The sequence below is a fragment of the Thermodesulfobacteriota bacterium genome (assembly GCA_031082315.1).
Lineage (GTDB): Bacteria > Desulfobacterota > QYQD01 > QYQD01 > QYQD01 > QYQD01.
On record JAVHLC010000007.1, the window covers coordinates 57,243 to 80,959 of the forward strand.

Annotated in this window: 26 protein-coding genes; 9 read left to right on the plus strand and 17 right to left on the minus strand. The window is 50.0% G+C overall.

Annotated features, from left to right (window positions below):
• Nucleotides 1-6: 6 nt before the first annotated feature.
• Nucleotides 7-690, plus strand: coding sequence for an alpha/beta hydrolase (locus RDU59_07745; protein ID MDQ7838371.1), 684 nt, complete (start codon nucleotides 7-9; stop codon nucleotides 688-690).
• Nucleotides 683-1,492: a class I SAM-dependent methyltransferase gene (locus RDU59_07750; GenBank protein MDQ7838372.1), complete on the plus strand. Its 810-nt coding sequence runs from the start codon at nucleotides 683-685 to the stop codon at nucleotides 1,490-1,492. Before RDU59_07745 ends, RDU59_07750 begins: the two co-directional genes overlap by 8 nt.
• Nucleotides 1,493-1,626: 134 nt before the next feature.
• Here the strand turns inward: RDU59_07750 and RDU59_07755 are convergent, their stop codons facing one another.
• Nucleotides 1,627-2,712, minus strand: a complete 1,086-nt coding sequence (locus RDU59_07755) for a hypothetical protein (protein ID MDQ7838373.1) — start codon at nucleotides 2,710-2,712, stop codon at nucleotides 1,627-1,629.
• Nucleotides 2,713-2,844: 132 nt separating this feature from the next.
• On the opposite strand from RDU59_07755, the gene RDU59_07760 reads away from it, so the two are divergent.
• The 4 genes from RDU59_07760 to RDU59_07775 are packed head-to-tail and all read left to right on the plus strand — an operon-like array spanning nucleotide 2,845 to nucleotide 5,525.
• Complete coding sequence (locus RDU59_07760) at nucleotides 2,845-3,330, plus strand: CarD family transcriptional regulator (GenBank protein MDQ7838374.1); 486 nt, start codon at nucleotides 2,845-2,847, stop codon at nucleotides 3,328-3,330.
• Nucleotides 3,331-3,383: 53 nt separating this feature from the next.
• On the plus strand, nucleotides 3,384-4,325 hold the full coding sequence (locus RDU59_07765; GenBank protein ID MDQ7838375.1) for an RluA family pseudouridine synthase: 942 nt from the start codon (nucleotides 3,384-3,386) through the stop codon (nucleotides 4,323-4,325).
• Nucleotides 4,322-4,927, plus strand: coding sequence for a dephospho-CoA kinase (gene coaE, locus RDU59_07770; GenBank protein ID MDQ7838376.1), 606 nt, complete (start codon nucleotides 4,322-4,324; stop codon nucleotides 4,925-4,927). The genes RDU59_07765 and coaE overlap by 4 nt, the downstream gene beginning before the upstream one ends.
• A 13-nt stretch (nucleotides 4,928-4,940) precedes the next feature.
• Entirely contained in the window at nucleotides 4,941-5,525 is a 585-nt protein-coding gene (locus RDU59_07775) for an HNH endonuclease (protein ID MDQ7838377.1), read from the plus strand.
• A 369-nt stretch (nucleotides 5,526-5,894) separates the two neighbouring features.
• Here the strand turns inward: RDU59_07775 and RDU59_07780 are convergent, their stop codons facing one another.
• The 5 genes from RDU59_07780 to RDU59_07800 all read right to left on the minus strand — a co-directional run bounded on the left by RDU59_07780 (nucleotide 5,895) and on the right by RDU59_07800 (nucleotide 9,047).
• Nucleotides 5,895-6,095 (minus strand): cold-shock protein, encoded by a 201-nt coding sequence (locus tag RDU59_07780; GenBank protein ID MDQ7838378.1) that lies wholly within the window; start codon nucleotides 6,093-6,095, stop codon nucleotides 5,895-5,897.
• Nucleotides 6,096-6,317: 222 nt separating this feature from the next.
• On the minus strand, nucleotides 6,318-6,635 hold the full coding sequence (locus RDU59_07785) for a translation initiation factor (protein ID MDQ7838379.1): 318 nt from the start codon (nucleotides 6,633-6,635) through the stop codon (nucleotides 6,318-6,320).
• Between the two features lie 76 nt (nucleotides 6,636-6,711).
• A complete protein-coding gene (gene ettA / locus RDU59_07790; GenBank protein ID MDQ7838380.1) occupies nucleotides 6,712-8,397 on the minus strand; it encodes an energy-dependent translational throttle protein EttA in 1,686 nt (561 codons plus the stop codon).
• A 48-nt stretch (nucleotides 8,398-8,445) separates the two neighbouring features.
• Nucleotides 8,446-8,772 carry a type II toxin-antitoxin system RelE/ParE family toxin gene (locus tag RDU59_07795; protein ID MDQ7838381.1) on the minus strand — a complete coding sequence of 109 codons (327 nt, stop codon included), beginning with the start codon at nucleotides 8,770-8,772 and terminating at the stop codon, nucleotides 8,446-8,448.
• A complete protein-coding gene (locus RDU59_07800) occupies nucleotides 8,772-9,047 on the minus strand; it encodes a type II toxin-antitoxin system Phd/YefM family antitoxin (protein ID MDQ7838382.1) in 276 nt (91 codons plus the stop codon). The genes RDU59_07795 and RDU59_07800 overlap by 1 nt, the downstream gene beginning before the upstream one ends.
• 189 nt (nucleotides 9,048-9,236) lie before the next feature.
• Between RDU59_07800 and RDU59_07805 the strand changes: the two genes are divergently transcribed.
• Nucleotides 9,237-9,458 (plus strand): hypothetical protein, encoded by a 222-nt coding sequence (locus tag RDU59_07805; GenBank protein ID MDQ7838383.1) that lies wholly within the window; start codon nucleotides 9,237-9,239, stop codon nucleotides 9,456-9,458.
• 214 nt (nucleotides 9,459-9,672) lie between these two features.
• Here the strand turns inward: RDU59_07805 and RDU59_07810 are convergent, their stop codons facing one another.
• The 11 genes from RDU59_07810 to RDU59_07860 form a co-directional block, all read right to left on the minus strand.
• Entirely contained in the window at nucleotides 9,673-9,915 is a 243-nt protein-coding gene (locus RDU59_07810; protein MDQ7838384.1) for a hypothetical protein, read from the minus strand.
• A gap of 113 nt (nucleotides 9,916-10,028) precedes the next feature.
• Nucleotides 10,029-10,475 carry a hypothetical protein gene (locus RDU59_07815; GenBank protein MDQ7838385.1) on the minus strand — a complete coding sequence of 149 codons (447 nt, stop codon included), beginning with the start codon at nucleotides 10,473-10,475 and terminating at the stop codon, nucleotides 10,029-10,031.
• Nucleotides 10,476-11,009: 534 nt separating this feature from the next.
• A complete protein-coding gene (locus RDU59_07820) occupies nucleotides 11,010-12,467 on the minus strand; it encodes a catalase (GenBank protein MDQ7838386.1) in 1,458 nt (485 codons plus the stop codon).
• 84 nt (nucleotides 12,468-12,551) lie between these two features.
• On the minus strand, nucleotides 12,552-12,965 hold the full coding sequence (locus tag RDU59_07825) for a transcriptional repressor (GenBank protein MDQ7838387.1): 414 nt from the start codon (nucleotides 12,963-12,965) through the stop codon (nucleotides 12,552-12,554).
• Nucleotides 12,966-13,440: 475 nt separating this feature from the next.
• Nucleotides 13,441-14,241 (minus strand): magnesium transporter, encoded by an 801-nt coding sequence (locus RDU59_07830; protein MDQ7838388.1) that lies wholly within the window; start codon nucleotides 14,239-14,241, stop codon nucleotides 13,441-13,443.
• Nucleotides 14,242-14,782: 541 nt separating this feature from the next.
• Entirely contained in the window at nucleotides 14,783-15,160 is a 378-nt protein-coding gene (locus RDU59_07835; GenBank protein ID MDQ7838389.1) for a type II toxin-antitoxin system VapC family toxin, read from the minus strand.
• Nucleotides 15,161-15,511: a type II toxin-antitoxin system prevent-host-death family antitoxin gene (locus RDU59_07840; protein MDQ7838390.1), complete on the minus strand. Its 351-nt coding sequence runs from the start codon at nucleotides 15,509-15,511 to the stop codon at nucleotides 15,161-15,163. It abuts the gene before it with no gap.
• Nucleotides 15,512-15,567: 56 nt separating this feature from the next.
• Nucleotides 15,568-17,394 carry an HAD hydrolase-like protein gene (locus RDU59_07845; GenBank protein MDQ7838391.1) on the minus strand — a complete coding sequence of 609 codons (1,827 nt, stop codon included), beginning with the start codon at nucleotides 17,392-17,394 and terminating at the stop codon, nucleotides 15,568-15,570.
• Between the two features lie 164 nt (nucleotides 17,395-17,558).
• Nucleotides 17,559-19,070 (minus strand): hypothetical protein, encoded by a 1,512-nt coding sequence (locus RDU59_07850; GenBank protein ID MDQ7838392.1) that lies wholly within the window; start codon nucleotides 19,068-19,070, stop codon nucleotides 17,559-17,561.
• A gap of 88 nt (nucleotides 19,071-19,158) precedes the next feature.
• Nucleotides 19,159-19,899: a DUF2971 domain-containing protein gene (locus tag RDU59_07855; protein ID MDQ7838393.1), complete on the minus strand. Its 741-nt coding sequence runs from the start codon at nucleotides 19,897-19,899 to the stop codon at nucleotides 19,159-19,161.
• A 53-nt stretch (nucleotides 19,900-19,952) separates the two neighbouring features.
• Nucleotides 19,953-20,846 carry a hypothetical protein gene (locus RDU59_07860; GenBank protein ID MDQ7838394.1) on the minus strand — a complete coding sequence of 298 codons (894 nt, stop codon included), beginning with the start codon at nucleotides 20,844-20,846 and terminating at the stop codon, nucleotides 19,953-19,955.
• Nucleotides 20,847-21,231: 385 nt separating this feature from the next.
• Between RDU59_07860 and RDU59_07865 the strand changes: the two genes are divergently transcribed.
• Together RDU59_07865 and RDU59_07870 are read left to right on the plus strand one after the other, a co-directional pair.
• On the plus strand, nucleotides 21,232-22,065 hold the full coding sequence (locus RDU59_07865) for a purine-nucleoside phosphorylase (protein MDQ7838395.1): 834 nt from the start codon (nucleotides 21,232-21,234) through the stop codon (nucleotides 22,063-22,065).
• A 100-nt stretch (nucleotides 22,066-22,165) separates the two neighbouring features.
• Entirely contained in the window at nucleotides 22,166-23,515 is a 1,350-nt protein-coding gene (locus tag RDU59_07870; GenBank protein MDQ7838396.1) for an amidohydrolase, read from the plus strand.
• The last annotated feature ends 202 nt before the right edge of the window (nucleotides 23,516-23,717 follow it).

The window sequence follows — 23,717 nt, forward strand, 5'->3', positions numbered from 1 at the left end:
GATTACATGAAGGACATTGAAATTCGTATCAGGCCGGTGAGAGAGGGAGAGTTTACCGGTTTAGAGGTTGAGCCGGAGAATGCGTCACCGGGGTGGTTATTCGTTCTGCACGGCTACGGCGGCTGCAAGGAAGAGATGCTTCCGCTGTCTATCTTTCTGGCCGGTAAGGGAATTTCCGTACTGGCCGCTGACTTGCCCGGCCATGGGGAGAGCGGCGGTCTGTTTGATTATGAGAGCGCGATGAGATGTCTGACTTACTGGCAGGGACTAAAGAGAAATAATTTTGTTGCGGCCATAGGCCACAGCATCGGCGGCCGCCTGGTCTTGTCGCTGGATATTTTGCGGAATATACTCATATCACCGCCCCTTTCCGCCGGTTTTGCAGGCGGAAAAAAAGAGATGATACGCGTTCTGAGACCCCGGCGGGTCAGGGAGGCAGCCCCTTTTGCCGGCCTGGTAGAGACATTAAACAGATTGGGCGAAGATTTACCGGCTGATCCTGATAAAAAGGGCCTGTTATTGTTCGGGCAATATGACCTTCCGGTGGTAAAGAAGACGGCTGAGGCAGTGCCGCCGGATAATTACACCGTCAAAGAGATAAAAGACAGCGGCCACCACGACATACTTACCTCACGCGAGACGTGGGGTGTGATCTGGTCGTGGCTGGCCGGGCAGGTGGTTCATGGCTGAGGCATTTCTCCATTATGACCAGGTGGCCTCCTCCTACGATCAGCCCCGGCACCACTTTTTTTACAGTCACCTGGCGGAAAAACTATGTATCCTGGCGCGAGAACACGTTCAGCCGGAGGTAATCCTGGACGTTGGTTGCGGCACGGGCATCTCTACAGTAGAGATCGTTAAACATTTCCCCCGGGCCGAGATCACGGCGCTGGACCGATCCCCTTCCATGCTGGAGATGGCCAGAAAGAAGAAAGGAGATATAAGGACCGTCACATTCTGTTACGGACATACCAAAGACCTTCCGGTCTCTGAAAAAAGATTCGATCTCATTATAGCCAATATGTCCTACCACTGGTTGTCCCCTGGAGACCGGCGGGCCTTGAGAGATGCCCTGAAGGAAAACGGCGTCCTGGTCATCTCCTTTCCTTTGATCATGCCCTTTCCGAAAAAAGAGGGAAACAGCCTGCTTCTGACCATTTTTCGGAGACTGAAAGAGATGCAGCCGGCCTGGCATCCGTTTCGGGGTACACGCGGGCTAAACTGGAACGAGGTGGTAAGGAGTCTGCCGGGCCTGGTACCCATCCGCTTTGAACGATATTGTATGGAGGAGAGATTCCGCAGGGCAAGCGACTTTCTGGAAGTCCTCCGGGTGCGGGGCGTATTTTTTGGTTTCTTTGGGAATAAGGCTGCGGCGGCTGAAAATATTGCCGGGGCCTTGCTCCAGAAAGGCGAAGCGATCTCTTATGCCTGGCCTATAGGCATCGCCGTTTTCCGCCGCGAAGGCCTGGAGAAAAAGCAAAAGACGGGATAGAAACAATATTAAAATCAGCAGGTTATAGAGTATTCCTGTTCACCGGCAAGATATTAGATGCAAGTCGCCGAGAAGCGACGACTGAGGCGTATGGAGCAATACGCCGCAGATGATGTCTTGATGGTGGATCAGGGTTAAAGGAATTCCTTCCTTAATTGCGCAGAGACCTCCTTGGTCAGATACAGGACGCGTTCAGAGAGGGCCTGGGGTAAGGAACCGGTGCCGCAACTGGGGGTAATAAGCGACTGCCTCAGTAGGGCCGCCGGGGTAATCCCGTCTCCTGCCAGTTCCTGCGCCTCCTCTTTCCAGCGTGCCGCCAGTGACGACACACTTTCTTTTTCAATATCAGCAGGGTTGGCAGTGGGCACTATGCCCCAGGCGATAATCCTTCCCTGGGCCAGGAAGGAAAGGATGGCCGGCCGGTAGAGTATAAACCGGTCGAAATAATTATAGGCATCAAAGCTGATAATATCTATATCGCTTTCCATGAGCAGGGACCAATCTGTATTGGCGCAGACATGCACTGCGGCCAGTCCACCGGCCCTGTGTATGGCCTGTGCCATTTCTCTGAGCATGGTTATTACATCCTGACGATTTATACTGACAAAGGCAGAAGACCCGTAACCGGCCAGGCCCGGCTCGTCAATAGAGACAAAGACCGGCGACTTGAATTGCCGCAGCACTTCCACCTGCCAGGCGGCCTTTAGTGACAAGGCCTTAACCGCAACATCACGCAGGCGTTCGTCATAGAAGGCACATCTTTTTTCCTGATCGTTAATCCCGGTCAGGAAGGTAAAGGGTCCGGTGATCTGTCCCTTAATGGCGTAGGGAGGTCTTGCCAACTTGCCCATACGGTTGATAAATGCTGCCAGGCCTTTTCCGGTATGTGGCCCCAGGGCGAAACGGGACTTTAAAAGGGGTGAGTTGCCTTCAGAAATCGAGATGTAATCCTCATAAAAAGCAAGGAGTTCATCCTCAAAACCCGGCGAGGCCGTGTCAAAATATACCCGATCGCCTTCGATGACTACTCCCGGCAGTTCCCCGGAAAATTGTGTGAGGAGCCGTTCTTCCGGATAGACCGGCAATTGTATCCACAGGGGGATCTCCGGGACATAGGTTAACATCATGTCCAGGGCCTGCTCATGGTCTTTAAGGGGCAGGCTGCCGATCAGGGACGCCAGTCCATTGGCCGTGAATGATGGGATGGGGTCTAAAGTCATGACAGTAAATTACAACGCGCATCCATAACACGGAGGCAGTCTTTCTGTCAATTTGTATTTGCCTTATTTAATAAATAATGTTAAATATTAATAATATTAAAATGTTTCTTTCAAATTGGAGGGTTGGGGCGGATGTTTAAGGCAGGGGAATTAGCTGTGTACCCGGCCCACGGCGTAGGCGTGATAGAGTCTATTGAACGCCGGGAGATCAACGGCGAAACACAGAACTTTTACATCATGAGGATCATTGATACCGATATGGTCATCATGATTCCTACCCACAATTTACAATCAGTAGGCGTTAGAAGCATTATAAACAAAAAAGATATTCCCATGGTGTTGGATATCTTGAAAGATCGAAGTGTTGAGATTGCGACCCAGACATGGAATAAGCGGTACCGGGAGTACATGGACAAGATAAAGACGGGCTCAGTATTTGAAGTAGCCGCGGTTTTGCGGGATTTGTACATATTGAAAGATGAAAAACCGCTTTCATTTGGTGAAAAAAAGATGCTGGACACGGCCATGAATCTGCTGGTAAAGGAGCTTTCCATATCCCGTAATGTGAAAGAAGGCCGGGTCAGGCAGGATATTGAAGCGCTTTTTGATGCCTCATGACGGCCGGGCCACGTCTTAACTTCGAAATTTGAAATTGTAAATTTCACAATATCATGCCGGAGTTATTGTGTGCGGAACCTGCGGACAAAGATCAGCGGGTTGACGTCTATTTGACGAAAAAGCTCGCTTCTCTTAGCCGTTCGCAGATCAACCGTCTTATCCGGGAGGGCCGGGTCAAGGTTAACGGAAAGACGGTTAAAGCCAGCCATAAGATTAACCTCCATGATTCGATAAGCATAGAAATCCCACCGCCGCGTCCATTAGGTATTCAACCGGAGAAAGTCCCCTTTACCATCCTCTATGAAGATGAAGACATCCTGGTCTTGTCCAAACCGCCGGGTATTGTAGTACATCCTGCGGCCGGGCACGGTAGCGGGACACTGGTGCACGGTCTCCTCCATCATTGTTCGGATCTTTCCGGCATCGGCGGCATTCTGCGGCCGGGTATCGTTCACCGTCTGGACAAAGACACATCCGGTCTGATGGTGGTCGCCAAAAATGATCGGGCCCATCAGGAACTGGCCAGACAGTTTAAGGCCGGAGAGGTTCATAAGAAGTACGTAGCGCTCGTGTACGGCGGTTTTCGGGAAAAGAGCGGGATTATTCAGGCGCCTGTCGGCAGGCACCCCACCCAGCGAAAGAAGATGTCTGTAAGGAGCGCAGGTGGCAGGGAAGCGATTACTATATGGCAGGTCATTCAGTCTTTCAATGGATTGACCTTCCTGGAACTGACCCTTAAGACGGGCCGTACCCATCAGATTCGTGTCCACCTCTCTTCAATGCAGCATCCGGTGGTAGGAGATCCGGTTTATGGAGGTAAACAGAAGTGGGCGGATATCCGTAAGATAGCCATGAGAAACATTATAAAAGGTGTCTCCCGTCAGTTACTGCATGCCAGGGAGCTTGGGTTTGTACATCCCCGAACCGGCCGGTTTATGGAATTTCATTCCCCGATGCCCCCTGATATGCAAGAGATAATTGAGGCCCTTTCATGATAAAAATCGGTCTTACAGGCGGCCTGGCTACCGGGAAGAGCGCTGTTCTCAAGATACTCCGGGCCTCGGGGGTGACCGTTATAGACGCCGACCGGCTCTGTAACGAGATAGCCCAGCCCTATCAGGAGGCCTGGTGGGAAATATATAAACATTTTGGACGGGGTTATTTTGCCCCGGATATGGGCCTTAAACGCAGCCGGTTAAAGCGGCTTATCTTTTCCGACCAGAAGGCGCGCCTTGCTTTGAACAAAATTATCCATCCCCGGGTAAAGGAGATTATTTTAAAGGACTTAGGGAAGATTGAGGAAAGTGGGACGGCCGATCTTGTGGTGGCTGAGGTCCCGCTACTCTTCGAGGCCGGCTGGAAAGGCTGTTTTGATAAGACCGTCCTGGTTTATGCCCGGCCCGAGGTACAGATGGATCGCCTGATGAAAAGAGACGGCATATCCCTTGCCGAGGCCCAAAGATGGCTTGCCGCCCAGATGCCTATTGACGAAAAGAAAAAACTGGCTGATTATCTGGTGGACAATAACGGCCCGCTTGAAGAGACCCGGAAACAGGTATTGTCTTTAATGACTATCTTGCGTGGCTATCCTGCATAAGGAGCATCCTTTGTTGAAGATATTAGATAATAAGGTATTGGTATTAAATAAATATTATCAGGCGGTTCATGTGACCACCGTACAGAGGGCCATCTGTCACCTCTACAAGGGAGCGGCCAAGGTGATTACATTGGACTGGACTACCCATTCCTTTGCCGAATGGGTGAAGGTGTCACAATTCCATAACAACGGACGCTTGATTCACAGCCCCAGCTTTTCTATTGTGGCCCCGGATGCCGTCATTCTCTCCCGCTTTGATCAGCTTCCCAAGACAGATATTATCTTCACCAGGGCCAACTTGTTTGTAAGGGACGCCTACGCCTGTCAATATTGCGGCAAAAGTGTCCGGGCCTCCAAGGAGAGAAGTGTTGACCATATTATACCCCGCTCCAAGGGCGGAAAGACCGTCTGGTCAAACGTGGTCCTCTGCTGCAAAAAGTGCAACCTGAAAAAGGGGAGCAAGACCCTTGGGGAAGCCGGCATGACCTTATTAAAGAAGCCCCATGCCCCCCGCTGGGAACAGTTGCTGATGGAGGAATTCCCCTCCGGCAAGAAAAAGGAATGGAAAAAGTTCCTGGAATTTGCCGGGCTCTTCTAAGACCTGTTGCTTTCTTTCGCTTTTTGTTGCTTTTCTCGCGCTTATTATTCTGATTTTATTTTTTCTTACAAAAACACGGTGGGGGTCAACACTGGGAGAGGGACGCGAGATCTTAATCGATCTTAAGGTTGATGAACTCGTAAAAAGTAAAATTTTAACGCTGAGATCGCTGAGATAACATATTGAATAGTTTACAGTTTTTCTCTGCGCACCCTGCGTGCTCGGCGGTGAAAAGGCTTTTTTACGAATTGATCAAAGTTGGAGGGCAGCGCTATTGGGGTGTGTTGCATTCTTTCTGCCGCTCATGCTGTTGTTCATTTTACTCTAAGATGCAAGGCTCCCTCCGCTGAGGGAGCCTTGCCCCGCTAATTAGACTTTTACGACATTGATTGCCTTGGGGCCTTTCGGGCCTTTTTCAGTATCAAAGCTGACCTTGTCACCTTCGGCAAGGGATTTAAATCCGTCGCCTTGGATGGACGTGTGGTGGACGAAAGCTTCACTTCCATCATCGCTAGCAATAAAACCAAAACCTTTGCTGTCGTTAAACCATTTCACAGTTCCTTGTGCCATTTGTTTTACCTCCTTTTCTATAAATTGAAATTTCAGAAGGCCTCAACAAAAAAGGCCACAAAGTCAAAAGTCTTTGTGGCCTCTGTAAACGCAAAAACTTCCAAAATCCCTGCGTGACAATACGATGTTCTGGAACAGTTGTCAAGGGAAAAGATAGAAGGGAAGATTATATTTAAAAAGTCGTCCCGCAATTCTTCCTTGTCTATAGACTTTTTTCTATTCTCAGCCGCCGGAGCGTTTCGGTCTGTAGCCCATCTTCTCCAACACTATGATGATCGCGTCACGGTGATCGCCCTGGATTTCGAGGGAGGCATCCTTAACCGTGCCGCCTGTGCCGAGCCTCGCCTTCAATTGCTTGAGGAGCGCCTCGCTTTCCTTCTGCGGCATCTGTAAGCCCTCGATGACCGTGACGGACTTCCCGCCCCTGCCTCTCCGGTCAATCCGGACAGTAACCTTCTGCTGCGCGGGACGCAAGTCTGCCTGGAGATTCTTTTCAACGGGCTTTTCCTTCCGGGGGATCGCCTGTTCTGTGGAATACACTAACTTCGATTTTTCGTCGGGCATAGTTTAATTTTAGTACGCGTGGGGTATTTATACTCCCCCTTTCACGGGGCGCTTACCCTCTCGACAAATGCCTGTATTTGATGCGGTGGGGCTGGTCTGCGGCAACACCGAGACGGGCCTTTCTGTCCGCCTCATATTCAGAGTAGTTCCCTCCGAACCAGACCACCTTGCTGTCGCCCTCAAAGGCGAGTATGTGGGTAGCGATACGATCTAGAAACCATCGGTCGTGGCTGATGACCATGGCACAGCCTGCAAAATTCTCCAATGCCTCTTCCAGGGCACGCATGCTGTTTACATCCAGATCATTGGTAGGCTCATCAAGCAGAAGGACGTTGGCCTCCTCCTTCAGCATGCGGGCCAGATGGACACGATTTCTTTCTCCGCCGGACAGCATGGAAACCTTCTTCTGCTGATCACTTCCAGAGAAATTAAAGCGCCCCACATAGGCGCGTGAGTTGACCTGCCGTTTGCCGAGCTGAATGACATCCTCTCCGCCGGAGATTGCCTCCCAGATGGTCTTATTCGGATCGAGGTCGTCGCGGCTCTGGTCAACATAGGCCAGCTTTACGGTTTCTCCTGTCCTGAGGGTGCCTGAATCAGGCTTTTCCTGGCCGGTGATCATCCGGAAAAGGGTAGTTTTTCCCGCTCCGTTAGCTCCAATGACCCCGACAATCCCGCCCGGAGGAAGGGAAAAGGTCAGGCCTTCCATAAGAATGTTATCGCCATATGCCTTGCTGACGTTTTCGGCATTAATGACGACATTACCCAGACGGGGTCCGGGGGGGATATAGATTTCGAGATCTTTTGACCTCTTTTCGATATCTTGAGTGAGAAGTTCCTCATAAGAACTGATGCGCGCCTTCGATTTTGCATGGCGTCCCTTGGGAGACATCCGTATCCACTCAAGCTCGCGCTGCAGGGTCTTCTGCCTTTCGCTCTCGGTTTTCTCCTCCTGCTGCAGGCGGTTTTTTTTCTGTTCCAGCCAGGAGGAGTAATTTCCTTTCCAGGGGATACCCTGTCCCCTGTCCAGTTCCAGAATCCACCCGGCGACATTATCAAGGAAATAGCGGTCGTGAGTCACTGCGATGACGGTGCCCGGATAGACTTGCAGATGGCGCTCCAGCCAGGCCACGGTCTCGGCATCGAGGTGGTTTGTGGGCTCGTCCAGGAGCAGAATGTCAGGTTTCTGCAGGAGGAGTCTGCAAAGGGCTACGCGACGTCTTTCCCCTCCGGAGAGGATACTGACTGGTGTGTCCCCGGCCGGACAGCGCAGGGCATCCATGGCCATCTCCAGACGTGAATCCAGGTCCCATGCGTCCAGCGCATCCAGCCTTTCCTGGACCTCTCCCTGACGCTCGATAAGCTTGCTCATCTCATCATCCGACATCGGCTCAGCGAATTTTTCATTAATGAGATTGTATTCGTTAAGGGTATTTACTATCTCCTGCACCCCTTCCTCCACAATCTCCCGTATTGTCTTTTTGTCATCCAGTTCCGGTTCCTGCGCGAGGAACCCTACGGTGTGGCCGGGGGAGATGGCCGTCTCTCCGTTGAACTCTTTGTCCGCTCCTGCAAGGATACGGAGAAGGGAGCTTTTTCCTGACCCGTTGAGACCAAGGACACCGATCTTCGCCCCGTAGAAATAGGAGAGATAGATGTTTTTCAAGACCGGCTTTTTATCATAATACTTGCTTACCCCGATCATGGAGTAAATAACCTTATTCGGTTCATTGCTCATCTGATTCCAACTCCTTTCTTTACACCCCGTTACAAATCCGGCACTACATTACGCGTCTAACAATCGCCGCTGCAACAGCGTCTGCATGTCACGACGGCCATCGACAATCAGCAGAACATAGACGTTCTTGTCCATGACTCTGTAGATGATGCGGTAGAGTTTGAAAAAAACCTCGCGGTATTCCCGAATCCCCAACGCCAGCAGTTCTTTCGGATAGGCGCCCCGCTCGGGGGATTCGGACAGCCTGGAGAAGGCTTTCTCGATCTGCTCCAAGACGTAGTCCGCTTTTTGGGGCGCATCGTACAGAGCGATATAGTCATAAAGCTCGTCGAGATCACGTGCTGCGTCATTGGTCAGCAAAACCGCGAACGGCATCAACGAGCCTCCCGTCGCTCGCGCAGGCGTTTGATCACATCCTCAGCAGGCTGGACCTTGCCTTCCTCGATCTGGCGGGTCCCGAGTGCCAGTATTTTTAGAAGAGCCATCGTTTCCTGGGTTTGCTCGTAGCTTTCGATGTCCTGCATGACCACCTTGGCTTCGCCGTTCTGGGTGATGATCAGCGGCTTACGCTGCTTGCCCAGATTCCTTACGATTTCGGCGGCATGGGCTTTCAGGTAACTGATAGGCTTGATCTGGCTGGACAGTTTCATGGGTTGCCTCCCTTTCCGGGTATGACTAAATATAGTCCATAAACAGGTCGTATGTCAAGATGGAAGGAGCAACGGGGATACCCTCCGCCTTCTATCCAATCGCATTGCAACCCAGCGCCGAAGCTTATTGCCTTTTAAAGTTTACAGTGCTATCGTTCGACAAAACTTCAGAAAAGGGGGGAGGGATACGTGGCACAGGTGCTTAAGGTTGATAAATTAATTCTGAATGGCATCAAAATGCTATCAAGCCGGGAAAAAGAGGAAGTGCTCAATTATATAGAGTTTTTGAAAATAAAAGAAGACCGCGATTTCATCGAATATGTCAACATGAGAACCAGAGAGGCGATAGAATCTAAAAAAAGAGGGGAGAGGTCTTCTTCATTAAAAGAACTGCAAAACGAATATGCATAAAACCTACCGCCTGGAAATCTCGCCTGCGGGTTAACTCTCAAAAGTCAATTAAATCTGGTCGAATGATAAATTGCATAAAAACATGACCGTCCCTCGTATTCCGTCCCACTCTAATACATTGTAAACTTAGAATCTTAAGGGCATCCCATCGTCCAGACAGACTATATTCCGCTATATTCCACATACCGACTCTCATTTTGGCCGGAGAATATCTTCAGCTGATGATACATAGAACGATAAAGGGCACCAAGTTGAACAGAATGATTCCGATCTTGAAGATCGCCATCCCGGCGTAGTGAAGAGCGTCGAACTGATCACCGGACAGTCGAAACCACCTGCCGTGTATGCGCTGAATCCAATCGTGCCCAAGCGCGAAGAACAGAAACCACACCAGCAATATTCCGTAGTTAATGATCGTACACCACAGAAGAAAGTTGCGCGTGACTTCAATGCTCATCTTTTCTCCTCCTTCGGCATTTAACGATGGGCATCGCTGGGAGCCGGCTTTATTGGCAATCCAGGGGCAATCCCGCTTTCATATTCTCATTTCGATAGACCTTGTTCTCGCCTTCAGTCTCTGCCCTTACCTTTACTTTTATTTTTGTCCTTACATTTGCCTTTATCTTTGCCATCGTAAATATCGTTGCCACGCTTCAGGGCATGGAATTCTTTTGATCCGGGTTTGATACCCAGGCTCTGCGCAAGTACCCCCCAGCCTTTGCCTTTTCCGGATTTATATCTCTCGATAACATAATCTGTTGGCCTTCCTGACATTTCTCCAAGACGTAATACCATATAGGCATCTGCGGGTCTTCCAACATTGCTGAGTACGGCAGTGATTTGTGCATCGCCTATATTAAAGCGGGTAGCAAGTCTTGCCCTGAATCCTGACGGATCAGCTCCAGCCCTGCTGTTAAAATCTCTTGTCCAGTCAAAATCGCCTGCTGCCACTACTACTGCCGATAAAACAAGCAAAAACACCGCCGAAATCACGAACGACATTTTTTGTAGTTTCATTAGATCCTCCTCTTGATCATTAGTTTTATGCCGAATGTGAAGCTAACCGGTACGCAGCTTTTTCGCTCGTCCGGTTGAGCGACTTGTGTACGCCCGGCATGGGCGTGAACTTATGGGGTGCAAGCCCCCTGTACGTGAACCCTGCCCACGTAGTGATACGTTAGCAGAAGTACCAGCCGAAGGCAAGGGCGGAATCGTGAGAGACTGTCTGAAGGGTTCGAAGCGCAGCGGAGACCACGAGCCAACGGCGAGAGCGACCGCAGGGAGCGGTAACCCGGAGCGCAAAGCTATGAGCCGACGAACAGACAAAATCGTCAGGATGAACGATTTTGAACAGATTTGCTGGCCCGAAGGGCGAGCCACAGGACGTGGCGAGTAAACGGCATACAAGGCCAAGTCTCCGGGCAAGTCAGCACAACATGACAAAGCCCCGGGTTCGGGAGATAGGGTAAATGCCGCCCCCCTCAGGCGGATGCGGGGCGCTGTGGTAAGGGCGGGAGAAAAGCCCGCCCTTACCCGATTAGTTGCACTTGTCTATTTCGGAATTTCGCGCAGAGGAATGCCTAGTGCCATGGCTACTCCTTTGCCATAAGCCGGATCGGCTTTCAAACAGTTGCCGATGTGGCGGATCTTGATCTCCCGTGGCACATCGCCCATAGCGCGAGCGGTGTTTTCAAAGAGAACCTTCTGTTGGGCGGCACTCATGAGACGGAAGAGCTTGCCGGGCTGGGAGTAGTAATCATCGTCCACGCGGTGGTCCCAGTGGTCGGCGGCTCCCTCCAAGGCCAGGGGCGGTTCGGCAAAATTCTTCTGTTCCTGCCACTCACCGTAACTGTTGGGTTCGTACCCCAAGGTGCTGCCATAATTGCCGTCCACCCGCATGACGCCGTCGCGGTGGAAACTATGATACGGGCAACGGGGGGCATTGACGGGGATCTGGTGGTGGTTCACCCCCAGGCGATAGCGTTGGGCGTCACCGTAGGAGAAGAGCCGCCCCTGAAGCATCTTGTCGGGTGAAAAACCGATGCCGGGGACGACGTTGGCCGGGTTGAAGGCCGACTGTTCGACCTCGGCAAAATAATTTTCCGGGTTTTTGTTCAGTTCGAGAATGCCCACCTCGATCAGCGGATAATCCTTTTTAAACCAGACCTTAGTCAGGTCGAAGGGGTGGTATGGGCATTTTGCCGCCTCCTTCTCCGGCATGATCTGCACATAGAAAGTCCAGCGCGGAAAGTCACCCTTCTCTATGCTCCCATAGAGGTCTCGCTGGTGGCTCTCCCGGCACTTGCCGATGATCGCCTCGGCTTCCTGGTCGGTCAGGTTCTTAATCCCTTGCTGTGTCTTCAGGTGGAACTTGACCCAGTAGCGTTCGTTCTTGGCGTTGATGAAGCTGAAGGTATGGCTGCCGAAGCCGTGCATGTGACGGTAACTGGCAGGGATGCCTCGGTCGCTCATTACAATGGTGACCTGATGCAGCGCCTCGGGCAGGGAAGTCCAAAAATCCCAGTTGTTGAGGGCGCTCCGCAGGTTGGTGCGGGGATCCCTTTTCACGGAGTGGTTGAGATCGGGAAACTTGAGGGGATCGCGCAGGAAGAAGACCGGCGTGTTGTTTCCCACGAGGTCCCAGTTTCCTTCCTCGGTGTAGAACTTCATCGCAAAACCCCGAATATCGCGCTCGGCGTCGGCGGCGCCGCGTTCGCCGGCGACGGTGGAAAAGCGGACGAAGCAGTCGGTCTTCTTGCCGACCTTGGAGAAGATTTTCGCCTTGGTGTACTTGGTGATGTCGTGGGTTACGGTGAAGGTGCCGTAGGCGCCGGAACCCTTGGCGTGCATGCGGCGCTCGGGTATTACTTCCCGGTCGAAGTGGGCCAGTTTCTCGATGAACCAGACATCCTGCAAGAGCTGCGGCCCTCGCGGCCCGGCAGTCATGACGTTCTGGTTGTCGACGACGGGGGCACCGTTCCTGGTGGTCAACTTTTTAGTTTTTTTCATACTGGTCTCCTTTCGTCTTAACTTTCATAATTATTTACTATTCTATTACAAATGAGAATCATTCGCAATAGAAAAGGAAAAAAATTATCTGCTTTTTTTGCGGCAATCCGGACATATGCCGAAAAAATCAAGCCGATACGTCAGGATATCAAAACCGCTTTCTTCAGTAATTTCCTTCGTCATTTCATTCAAACTTTCCAGGTCAGGGTCGACGATTTTCTTGCATTTGACGCACACTATATGGGGATGAGGATGCGGTTTGCGGCCATCATAACGAGTGCTCTCCCCTGCGAATCCAAGTTCGAGGACCTCGCCCAATGATTTGATAAGCAATATATTACGATACACGGTCGCTTCGCTGACCCCGGGGAAGTTACTTTGAAGCTGTCGGTAAATATCTTCAACGCTGGGGTGGCCTTCGCTGTGAGAGAGAATATTAATGATGGCGAGGCGCTGGGGCGTCAACTTATGATGGTGTTCCTTGAGCTTATCCACCATTGCCTTGTATCTTTGCCCAGATTTCAACATAATTAGGAGTAACCATTAAATGATAATTATTTTCATTTATACGCTAACGGCATGTCGTTGTCAAGGCTTTTTAAAAGAGGCTTACGGGAAAATCGACTGACTCGCAGGAACAGGAGGCCTCTGCTCCTGCGAGTTGTATCTCACTATCGACCGGTACGCGGCTGAGATGCCGTACCTTGGGAAGTGGAACCTGTCGATGTTGTTCCGGATCCCGTTGTTCCCCGATTCTTGCCCCCTGATGCAAATACTGCCCCTGAGGTTAGTACGATAAACAACACAGCAATAATCAGTCTCTTCACATTATCACCTCCTTTCCCCAAGTCTGGCCGGCGTATTTTTATTTTTTGTATAATCCTCATTTATTTGTCACGAGTCAACCGTGGCCTGGATGCCCTCCTTGCCGAACAAGGCAGTCAGGTGAAGCGTCTGATCAGGCGGCCTCCTGTCATTGCACCACGGCATAAGCAATGGCAAAGTAAATGAGGATCGATAACAGGTCTTGAATTACAGTGGCCAGTGGTCCACTACCGAAAGCTGGATCGAGTCTGAAGGTATCCAAAAGCCAGGGAAGCGCCATAGCAGTCAACGTGGCCGTCGAGCATGCAGCAAATACAGACAGCCCCACGCAAAACGCAATGTCTGAGTCCCCCCAACGCCACCATACCAAAGGTCCTGCAACCACCGCGAGGGCCAAGCCGATCACGAGACCGGCCAGCAGTTCCCGCGCTATCATCCTTCGCATAGTGACTCCAACGGATAGCCCGCGGACGACAACGGTTTCGGTCTGGGTGCCGACGGCATCCGCTAAATAGACGATGCCCGGGATGAAGAACGCCAGTATGATTTTGTCCTGAAGCTGTGCCTCGAACCAGCCGACAAAGTCCGCAGCGAGCAGGGCTCCGCCGAGACCTACCAGAAGCCACGGAACACGATGCCAAAAGCGGCGCTGAACCGGCTCCTCGCTGGTGGTGCGTGCAACCGCAGTGCTCTTGGTGAAGCCGCCTAAACGGGACAGATCCTCCTCGTGCTCGGACAGCAATACCGCAAGCAGCCGGTGAGGCGGGATAATCCCAACGAAGCGCCCTTCCTGGTCAACAACGGCCAAGGCGGATTCCTCGTTGCGCACGGCGCGCGATGCTGCGACTTCTTGATCTACTCCCGGCGCAACAACGGGGGCATCGCGATCCATCAGGTCTTCCAGGGTAGTATCAGCGGCTGCCGCCAGTAAATTCTCGATCCTTACCACTCCCAGAAACTTCTTATGATCGCAAACGACTACGTGAGTCGCACACTCATATCGCTGCCCCATTAGCTGTTGTCGGGTTTCATCAGCACGATGTCCCGGGGAAAAGACCGGAACCTCGGTAGAAGCATGCTCCGCAGCGGTCTCGAAGGTAACGTGCTCAGTAGCTACTAGTGGATCTCTCGGCATGCAACACCCCCGGTTATCCGATTAGGCCGTCTTTACAGCATCCATTCTCCGCGCTCATAGGACTCCAGGATATCTTTTTCTTCTGCATCCAATACTGTTTTTTTCATTTTTGTGACCTCACATATTTGTTCGTCGCTTTTCTGCATCGAATATGTCAACATGAGAACCAGAGAGGCGATAGAATCTAAAAAAAAGGGGGGAGAGAGATTTTCTTCATTAAAAGAACTGCAAAACGAATATGCATAAAACCTACCGCCTGGAAATCTCGCCTGCGGGTTAACTCTCAAAAGTCAATTAAATCTGGTCGAATGATAAATTACATAAAAAACGGTTCGATTCGCTATATTTCAATATGCTATGGCCTGAATTTTTTGATTTGAAGATTGCTTATGACTTTATAGTGTTTGTCGTTCCCTGTGAGAACAGGAATGCCGTAAGCCATTGCTGTGGCGCCTATTAGTGCATCTGCTACTTGCATTGAATGGCTAAGGAAGTGCTGTTCAACATAAGACATTGCCTTTGCAGAGATTTCTTCTGAAATATAAAGGAGTTGTGCGTTCCAGGCATGGAGACCCTTGCGAAGATTATTCAATTCTTTTTTGTTTCTCATTCCTTGGACAAGCTCCATATAGCTCACAACGGAGATATAGAGATTATTCAGATTCTCAATGGCTTGGTAGGCCTTCTCGTTTCCTTTCAAGTACCAAATGAGCACATCTGTATCGACAAGCATTTAGAATCTTCCTTTTCTTAACTTCCGGACATACGCATTAACATTTTCGACGTTGTCGTTATCTTTCCACATGCCGAACAACTTATTTTTTTCTGTTTTGTTTTTAATTTCCCGATAGGGAACGAGCTTGGCACAAGGCTTGCCACGGAAAGTGATAATGACCTCTTCCCCTCTTCCGACAGAATCGATGAGTTCTTTTGAGCGAAATCTCAGATCTTTTGCTGTGGCTTTCATCGGAATCCTCCAAGGGTTAAGTTTATACTTTAAAGTATAAACTCCATAGCCTTCTGAGTCAAATAAAAATATTGAGGCAAATGTTGCGAGGTTATCTATGTTCCGAACGCCGGGCATGCGTTTCCATCTGTCGAACGTTATGCAATGTGAGAAACAACGTCACCATCGATCTTTTATATGTGATTTTGCAGTTCTTTTAAAATCTGTGCCCATTTGTCAGCCAACTGGCGACAAGAGCGAAATATCACCCTCGCACCTGCAACCTCCAAGGCAATATCTTCAAGAATACCTGTATTGACAGCAATGCAATATGCCCCACTTTTGTCAGCAGATTCGATACCTAATGGTGCGTTTTCAATTACAATTGCATCTTCGGCGCAAATTTTGGCTTTCAAAACTGCTATAAGATAAGGGAATGGATACGGCTTCCCGATGGCATAGTCATTGCCTGTTATGATATTTTCAATTGGAATAACGCCTGAAAAATTTTTGACAATTTGCTCTTTTATGCCATCCTTTGTAGACCCAGTAACAACCCACATTCCGAGATTGGATTTTCTTATCGCTTCAACTAGCTCTGTGGCACCTTCTTGAATATGAGAGTGCCCCAACTGAGTTAGCACTTCAGCTTTTCTTTTTAATACTGCATCAATTTGAGAAATAGTAATGTCTTTAATTTTTTGTGCCTTTAAGAAGGCCTCTACTGTTGCTCTTCCCGGTCTTCCTTCTTGTCTGTAAACCTCAATTTCTGGAAATTCTATACCGATCAATTTGAAACTTTCTTGCCATGCAGTTACATAATTTGGCAAAGAATTATACAAAACACCATCCATATCCAAAAAGACGGCTTTAGGATTACAGCAAGGCTGCCGGACCGCTTGTCTCCAGCCCATCAAATTATCTACGCATTTTTTTTCCTCATTCCATGTGCGACATGTTTTTTTGAAAGTATTAGTTGTCTGAATTAATTCATTTATAAGAAATTTGCCTATATCTGTTTTACTGGTTACCCAAAGGCTTTGTGACTTGTTCATACCTTTGTAATTGCTACCCCCTATGAGAATAGGATTTTCTGCATTCTCATAGAAGGCGATAATTGCCTCTGTTTCATCAAAAAGATATGCACGCTTTGAAGGTGGGGAGTCATAAAAATATTGTTCCACTTTGACTGCATCATTTTCTTTAAACTCATCTTCGAGAGCTATAGACGCCTGTAAGGATATTTTATATTTATTCCATTGTTTCACTGATGCGCCATCTCTTATGCGTAAAATATTACATGATTGCTGCTCGCTTAAATCAGCAAATAATGACCTCTTAAAAATATGAATTTGTTTTCTCCCTTGCACTCTGTAGTGATTTATAGCGCCAGCTTCTACTTCATTAGTATAAGTGATGATTGAAATGTTGCTTACATCAGGATCGGACAGTTTTCTGTGGAGAATTTCAGAGGCTTTCAGTTTATCGATTAGCTTTATATTTAATGCGTCCAAGAACTTGCATTCATTTAATTCGTCTATCTTAGAAAGCTTATCAAATAAGATTTTACTTTCCTTTATAAATTGCAGTGATTGAGTATTAATTAATTCTCTATTTGGAGAGGGAACTACTTCTGAAAGCATTTGGAATAGCAGTTTGGCTAAGTCGTCTTCTTTATCTGCTGCATATATAACATAAGCGGAAAGTGGAGATGGAAGGTCGGATTTGGTAATGCCAACGGTGAGCGGTACGACATTAGCTCCCTTTGAGCCAGCCACATACCCGCTTTCATACAAAAGCCAGGGACGTAAATAACTGTTAGGTGTTAAAATGGTAATTATTTTGTCAGCTTTTCTTAACTGTTCATGAATCTCATTCCATAGCACATCGCCTGGTTTTAGGCCATCTAGTGAAGATGATAACCAAGGGTCTATCAACCCCAATGATACTGAGGATAATAGTTGTTTAACCTTTTCTGCAATTTCCTTGTCTACTAATGCATGACTAAGAAATACTTTCATATGATTCACCATTCATTTCATGTAGTTGCCTCGTATAACGGGCTGCGGATGAGGAGCGCCCGGAGGGCGTCTGCTCAATCCGCAGGTTGTGAGGCGCTTTGCGCCGAGCAATCAGCGGATTCTTTTCATCCGCAGCGGAACTTACATCCGAGTGAATGCAGTTGTTATGTTCCCGCGATTTCGGCGTCGTTGAGTTCGCCACCGCGCGCACCATCCGGGAAAATGTACTTTGAATAGTGATCAATGTGATGATGCACAAATCTGTTGACCTCAGGCTCTGTGTTCCGCTGGATCACTTGATGAAACTCCCTTCCTCGTGCAGCCCCATCGTCTCGAGTCTCAAGGTCGAGCTTTCCCCGGAGGATGGCCTGCGCCACAGTCGGTGCGTCATACATAACTTGGAACAGGGATTCGATATCTTCCAGGTCAGAGAAGAAGACCCGTTCCTGAGAGACCAACTCTTTGGAGCAATCTCGGATGGCCAAAGGACGGAGAACACCGTCAGAAACGAACAGAGGCTCGTAGTGAACAAGGATCTTGAGAACGTGGTCGTGATCGCCAATGTCCGCAGCAGTTGCGTCTAGTTGCCGGATTCCGTCGGACAGTTTTGGCAAGTAGGCTCTTATGGCTGCCGGATCTGGGTAGTTCCTTCTGACTGCCAAAGGAATAAACGCGGATTTGAGCTCAATTATGAACGTCCAGTCGTGGTATTGCAGAATCCAGTCCGCGTTCCGCCTTCCGGGGATCTCGGCAACTCTCCTGAAAGAGTCTCGCGGGAAGTAGTATTTGAGTAGTTCCTCGAAGTACAGGTCGAACAACTTGCCGAAGTGCCGAACAAAGGTCTCCTGGTCGGAACGGTTTGGCAGAGACATAAAATGGTCTCGGAGAATCCAGTAGGGTCCATCCGCGATCTTGCGAGCAAGAAAGTACTCATTAACGGCAATTCGCCGGTTCGTAGCAGTCCGAACAATCGGCCATGCGAAGAAGGCGTTTTCGGCCAGCGGGCTCTGTCGGATCTGACGGTAGTCTGCCGTATAAAAGTCCATCAGCCGATGAACGTTTGCGGTAGTGATGGCCTCATCGAGCTTGCCGCTCCTCCTGTCAAAGCTGAAGTGGGTCAAGTCAGTATTTCTCCCACCGACAGCATACAGGGCGAATGCCAGCTTCCTGAAGGTGCGGAGATCGAACCCGGTAGCCTCCTGACATATCGAATCTAGTCCAAGATTCGGGAAAGCACAGGGTGAGAGCACTTCGAGGATTTCCACTTGTCGATTGAACTCGGCGCGAATCCTATGGAGCTCCTGATACCAGAACTGCTTCTGCGAGAAGCCAAGTGTAAATCCCATGGTTGCGTCTTCACCGCTCAGGCCTTCAAACCATGCGCTGCCAACTCGGCCGTCCCTTTCGTGGAAGAGGTTCATCAACTCCACGAGATCCTCTCGGCTGGGCATCCGACTTGCAAAATCATGGGTATGCAGTATTGCAAGGTAAGCGAGGTCCGATAGCTGCCAAGCCGTAAGCGTGACTGGGGCGCGACGAACAAGTAAGCCGTGTTGTTGCTCCAGTGTCTCTTCGGCTATCGGCTTCTGGTCATCATACAACTGCCGGATGCGGGTGCCAATAAGGAGAAGCAACTCGTCCAATATGTATCTTCGGAGTGCGCCTTCGATATCCATTAGCGTCTATCCCCCTAAACAGTGGGTGCCTCCATCCTGGCGCGGCCTTTGCCGACGCCTGCACCCACGTTCAGAACATAACGCTGATTCATGCTTCGACGATCTCAATGAGGAACTCACCTTGTCTGAGGATCGCCTCTTTGAATTCGATTTCTGGCTGATGCCGAAGAGCTTGTGCGACCATGATTCGATCAGACTCTGGCATTCGAGCACCAAAGATTACGGAGACTACCGACGAAGGAGCTTGATAGGCCTTGTCCCCTTCGTTCATCATGACACGCCACTCCTGCTCATACGACCAGCACTTCGCCTTTGTGAGCCACAGTGCGTCTAATGCCTCTTCGTTGTCTGGAGGAGCGAAGTCAGCCACGGTCAGGCTCGGTACTGAATCTTCGTATCGCACTTCATGCGCTAGCTCTCGAAACTTGGTGCCCTCACAGCAGTCGTATCCGATGCAGAACCCGCGATGGTGGTTGGCATAGTGCGACCACATCAGCAGATGGTTTGGTAATGCACTAAACGAGCAAATGCCCATGTTTTGAACCAACTTCAGCAAGCTGTCCCTGAAACGCTCGAACGCTTCCTTATCCCCGGGCCAGACATCTTGAAGATGTTCAGGCCGCAGTCTATCTGACTTGGCACGCTCCATAGCCACAGATATTGCGTGCATGACGGACTCCTTGTACTTCTGGCGGTCCAGCGTTATGGCGCAATCGAACGGATCGTTGAAGCTCTTTGGCTTCGCTAGCCAAATGGTATTGTTGGTCAACGCGGCCAGCGAATGGGCGCTTAGTGATTGGTACTTGTACAGAAAATCTGGAGTCGCCATAGCTGTAACGGTTTAACGGGCTGCGGATTCTCCTCATCCGCAGCCCGTTGGCGTTATATCCCGAGCCTCTGTTGTCTCGGCGCCTTAATATGGTTTAAGACTTCTTTCACGCTGTACTCGACTTTCAAATCTCCTTGGGGCGTGGTGGTTTCGGTCTGTTGCAGGACGACTTCAAGTTGATCACTGGGCTGAAACGGTTCATCCTCTTTCAGAATTCGTTCAATAAACGCTTGGTCGTCGATTGTGGCTGAAATAGGGGCGTCCCTCTCCATGAATCGCCACTTGTTATCGCCTCGAAACCAGAGAGCTTGAATGCTCAATATTGTACGGCGGTCTGTGACTCTTCTGGTTTCTTCAAATGTCGGTTCGAAGTACTTCGCCTCATCCTTCGTGATTCTCTGAACAATCTCGGTGTCGTGCAGGATGTCAACGGTGTCCACTCCTTCACGTTCCAATGGCTTTACCACTCTGTGCACGGCTTCTCTTGCTTTTCGGGACTGATAGACGAGCAGAGTCTCTTTGTGAATCTGAAGCGCCTGACCATCTTCCAACAGAATCTCTACCTTTCCTTCGCCGAGGTCCTTCACCGCTCGCGGCGCAAGGCCTTTGAGTCGCCGGATCAATTCAATAAGGCCAATGCACGCACCTCTGCCGAGTCCCAGCAATGTGACCAATGCAATGAGAGCCGTGACATTATTGCCGGACAGCAGATCAACCGCCTGATCAACGATGCTTTGAACGAGCGCAACATCAATTTGAAAACTGCCGTCGCGCAAGGTGCGCACTTTGATGTCAATGCGAGATCGTCCGGCGTTCAGAGTGCGGTTCGCCTCGTCAACAAGGTCACAGAGGCCGATGAGTGCAGGTGCGAGATCCCTCGCATCCATCTCGTGCGTGCGAAACGCTTCGCCATCGTACTTCAACGCGAATTGGTAGGTTTCTGTCATGGTTCCTCACGCCAACTTATATATATCATGTAGACTCTACTTTTTTCGTCTGAGCTGAATATGACAAGTATCGTATAGAAATTTGCTAAAAAATACAACAGGATAAAATTGTAATTAAACATTAGACAGATTATGGCCACCGAAGGCGAAGTATATGTTCGTACTCCCTATTTGCAGTTGCTTTCCCCGGTGATATTGGCTACATTTATGTCCTTTACATTTTTAGGCCGGTGAAGTATTGAACAATTCGTAAAAAGCCTTTTCACCACAGAGCACACAGAGTTCGCAGAGAAAAACTGTAAACTATTAAACATGTTATCTCAGCGTTCTTGGCGGTCTCTGAGGTAATTTTTCAATATTGCATTGCGGAGGAGCATGGACTGCCGTGAGCGTATCTGAATACCGTAAAAAAATTGACGAGGCGGCGCGTTTTTTAGCCGATGGGCTGGATCTAAAGCCCACGGTCGGCATTATCCTGGGAACCGGCTTAGGCGGTCTGGCGGACCGGATTGAGAAGCACAAGATCATCCCATACCATGACATCCCGCATTTTCCCGAATCTACCGTGGAGAGTCATGCCGGGCAGTTGATCGCCGGGCATCTGGGCGGTAAGGCGGTCCTGGCCTTTCAGGGGCGTTTTCATTTCTACGAGGGCTACTCTCTGGAGGAAGTTACGTTTCCGGTACGGGTACTGGCTACCTTAGGCGTCAGGACATTGATCTTATCAAACGCCGCCGGAGGCTTAAATCCGCTCTTTAAGCCGGGAGACCTCATGATTATCCGTGACCACATCAATCTCATGGGGGTAAATCCTTTGCGGGGGCCGAATATTGACGAATGGGGGCCGCGTTTTCCGGACATGTCTGTGCCTTATGATCGGGCGCTTTGTGATAAGGCGGAGGAGGTCGCCTTGGCATCCGGCCTCCCCGTACAAAAAGGCGTCTATGTGGCGGTTTCCGGCCCCAGTCTGGAGACCCCGGCCGAGACCCGTTTTTTGCGGATGATCGGCGCGGATGCGGTCGGCATGTCCACGGTGCCGGAGGTTATAGCAGCCAACCATGCCGGGATCAAGGTCTTTGCCGTCTCTGTGATCGCCAATGTGAATCTTCCTGAGTGCATGCAGCCTATACATTTAGAAGATGTTATTGCTACTGCCGGCAAGGCGGAGCCAAATCTTGTCCTTCTGGTTTCGAGACTGCTTAAGGCCATGAAAGATTAACCACAGAGAGCGCAGAGAAAAAGAATTTTAAATTTTAAAAACTCTGTGTCCTCTGTGGTTTATTTTTGACAATACTTAATAATACATGAAGGGAAATTATATGAGCGGTGGTAACGATAAAATGGCGGCTGACCTGGTCATTACCGGGGGTACGGTGCTTACCCTTAATGCCGACGGGGAAATTATTGAAGATGGGGCCGTGGCTATAAAGGGTGACAGCATTATTGCCGTTGGTCCGGGGCCGGTAGTTGCCGGTTCAGTAAGGGCAGGGCGTGTGCTGGAGGCCCGGGGCGGGGTGATTATGCCCGGCCTTATCAACTGCCACACCCATGCGGCCATGACCTGCTTCCGGGGGTTGGCCGATGACCTGCCCCTTATGACCTGGCTTAACGATTATATCTTTCCGGCCGAGCGTAAGATGAATGCGGATGTGGTCTATTGGGCAACCCTTCTGGCCTGTGTGGAGATGATACGCTCCGGAACCACCACCTTTTGTGATATGTATCTCTTTACGGATCAGGTGGCTCAGGCCGCGGCCAAGGCCGGCCTGCGGGCCTGGATCGGCGAGGGATTATTTGATTTCCCTTCGCCCAATTACGGCGAACTGGAAAACGGCTTCAAATATACAGAAGAACTCATTCTCAAGTGGAGGGGACACCCTCTTATCTCTATTACCATCGATCCCCATGCCACCTATACCTGTTCGCCGGACCTCCTTCAGCGGGCCAAAGACCTGGCCGTATTATATGATGTGCCTATCGTGATCCACCTGGCTGAAACCAGGAGCGAGGTGGAGGCTATCCGGGCCCGGTACAGGCATTCACCGGTCATTCATCTGAAGGAATTAGGGCTTCTGGATGAGCATCTGGTGGCCAACCATTGTGTAGTGCTGGATAAGGCGGATATAGAGGCATTGGCTGAAAACAGGGTAAAGGTTGTCCATTGCCCGGAGAGCAACATGAAACTGGCCTCGGGGGTGGCGCCGGTGCCGCAGCTCCTGGAAGCAGGCATAACCGTAGGCATAGGCACGGATGGGTGCGCCAGTAACAATAACCTGGACCTTTTTCAGGAGATAGACACCATGGCTAAACTGCACAAGGTTTATTGCCTGGATCCCACGGTTATAGATGCCAGAACGGCCGTACGCATGGCTACTACTAATGGAGCCAAGGTCCTCAGGTCCGGCAGAAAGATCGGAAGTCTCGAGGTCGGCAAGAAGGCGGACATCATCGTCATAGATATGAATAAGCCCCATCTGACGCCGGTCTATAACCTGTACTCGCACCTGGTCTATGCCGTAAGTGGCGCGGATGTGATTTCTTCGGTGATAAACGGCCGGGTCATCATGGAGAACGGGATTATCAAGACTGTAAACGAAGAAGAGGTGTTATCCAGGGTTCGGGAGATCGGTCAGAATATCAGGTCATGTCTCGTTCCGGCCTCAACATAGCCCTCCCGGCAATCAGTAATTGGCCTTCAACCGTTCGTAACAATTTAGTGTTTTGAAAACGCATGACAAAAAGTGCAAAGAAACATATCAAATCTGGAAATCAGGAACTCAGGGAAGTGCAAACCCAAATAAAGGGGTCTATCTTTTCCTGATTTTCTGAGTTCCAGATTAATAGCCTTTTCTGAATGTAGGACTGTTTCAA

Excerpts from the sequence above, each read along its gene's own strand:
- RDU59_07825 (MDQ7838387.1), bottom strand. The coding sequence starts at position 12,965 with ATGGTGGATAAGCTCAAGGAACACCATCATAAGTTGACGCCCCAGCGC.
- RDU59_07860 (MDQ7838394.1), bottom strand. The coding sequence starts at position 20,846 with ATGACAGAAACCTACCAATTCGCGTTGAAGTACGATGGCGAAGCGTTT.
- RDU59_07780 (MDQ7838378.1), bottom strand. The coding sequence starts at position 6,095 with ATGGCACAAGGAACTGTGAAATGGTTTAACGACAGCAAAGGTTTTGGT.
- RDU59_07795 (MDQ7838381.1), bottom strand. The coding sequence starts at position 8,772 with ATGCCGTTCGCGGTTTTGCTGACCAATGACGCAGCACGTGATCTCGAC.
- RDU59_07755 (MDQ7838373.1), bottom strand. The coding sequence starts at position 2,712 with ATGACTTTAGACCCCATCCCATCATTCACGGCCAATGGACTGGCGTCC.
- RDU59_07800 (MDQ7838382.1), bottom strand. The coding sequence starts at position 9,047 with ATGAAACTGTCCAGCCAGATCAAGCCTATCAGTTACCTGAAAGCCCAT.
- RDU59_07855 (MDQ7838393.1), bottom strand. The coding sequence starts at position 19,899 with ATGGCGACTCCAGATTTTCTGTACAAGTACCAATCACTAAGCGCCCAT.
- RDU59_07750 (MDQ7838372.1), top strand. The coding sequence starts at position 683 with ATGGCTGAGGCATTTCTCCATTATGACCAGGTGGCCTCCTCCTACGAT.
- RDU59_07820 (MDQ7838386.1), bottom strand. The coding sequence starts at position 12,467 with ATGAAAAAAACTAAAAAGTTGACCACCAGGAACGGTGCCCCCGTCGTC.
- RDU59_07840 (MDQ7838390.1), bottom strand. The coding sequence starts at position 15,511 with ATGCCCGGCGTTCGGAACATAGATAACCTCGCAACATTTGCCTCAATA.
- RDU59_07870 (MDQ7838396.1), top strand. The coding sequence starts at position 22,166 with ATGAGCGGTGGTAACGATAAAATGGCGGCTGACCTGGTCATTACCGGG.
- RDU59_07760 (MDQ7838374.1), top strand. The coding sequence starts at position 2,845 with ATGTTTAAGGCAGGGGAATTAGCTGTGTACCCGGCCCACGGCGTAGGC.
- coaE (MDQ7838376.1), top strand. The coding sequence starts at position 4,322 with ATGATAAAAATCGGTCTTACAGGCGGCCTGGCTACCGGGAAGAGCGCT.
- RDU59_07845 (MDQ7838391.1), bottom strand. The coding sequence starts at position 17,394 with ATGAAAGTATTTCTTAGTCATGCATTAGTAGACAAGGAAATTGCAGAA.
- RDU59_07850 (MDQ7838392.1), bottom strand. The coding sequence starts at position 19,070 with ATGGATATCGAAGGCGCACTCCGAAGATACATATTGGACGAGTTGCTT.
- RDU59_07765 (MDQ7838375.1), top strand. The coding sequence starts at position 3,384 with ATGCCGGAGTTATTGTGTGCGGAACCTGCGGACAAAGATCAGCGGGTT.
- RDU59_07810 (MDQ7838384.1), bottom strand. The coding sequence starts at position 9,915 with ATGAGCATTGAAGTCACGCGCAACTTTCTTCTGTGGTGTACGATCATT.
- RDU59_07745 (MDQ7838371.1), top strand. The coding sequence starts at position 7 with ATGAAGGACATTGAAATTCGTATCAGGCCGGTGAGAGAGGGAGAGTTT.
- ettA (MDQ7838380.1), bottom strand. The coding sequence starts at position 8,397 with ATGAGCAATGAACCGAATAAGGTTATTTACTCCATGATCGGGGTAAGC.
- RDU59_07815 (MDQ7838385.1), bottom strand. The coding sequence starts at position 10,475 with ATGAAACTACAAAAAATGTCGTTCGTGATTTCGGCGGTGTTTTTGCTT.
- RDU59_07835 (MDQ7838389.1), bottom strand. The coding sequence starts at position 15,160 with ATGCTTGTCGATACAGATGTGCTCATTTGGTACTTGAAAGGAAACGAG.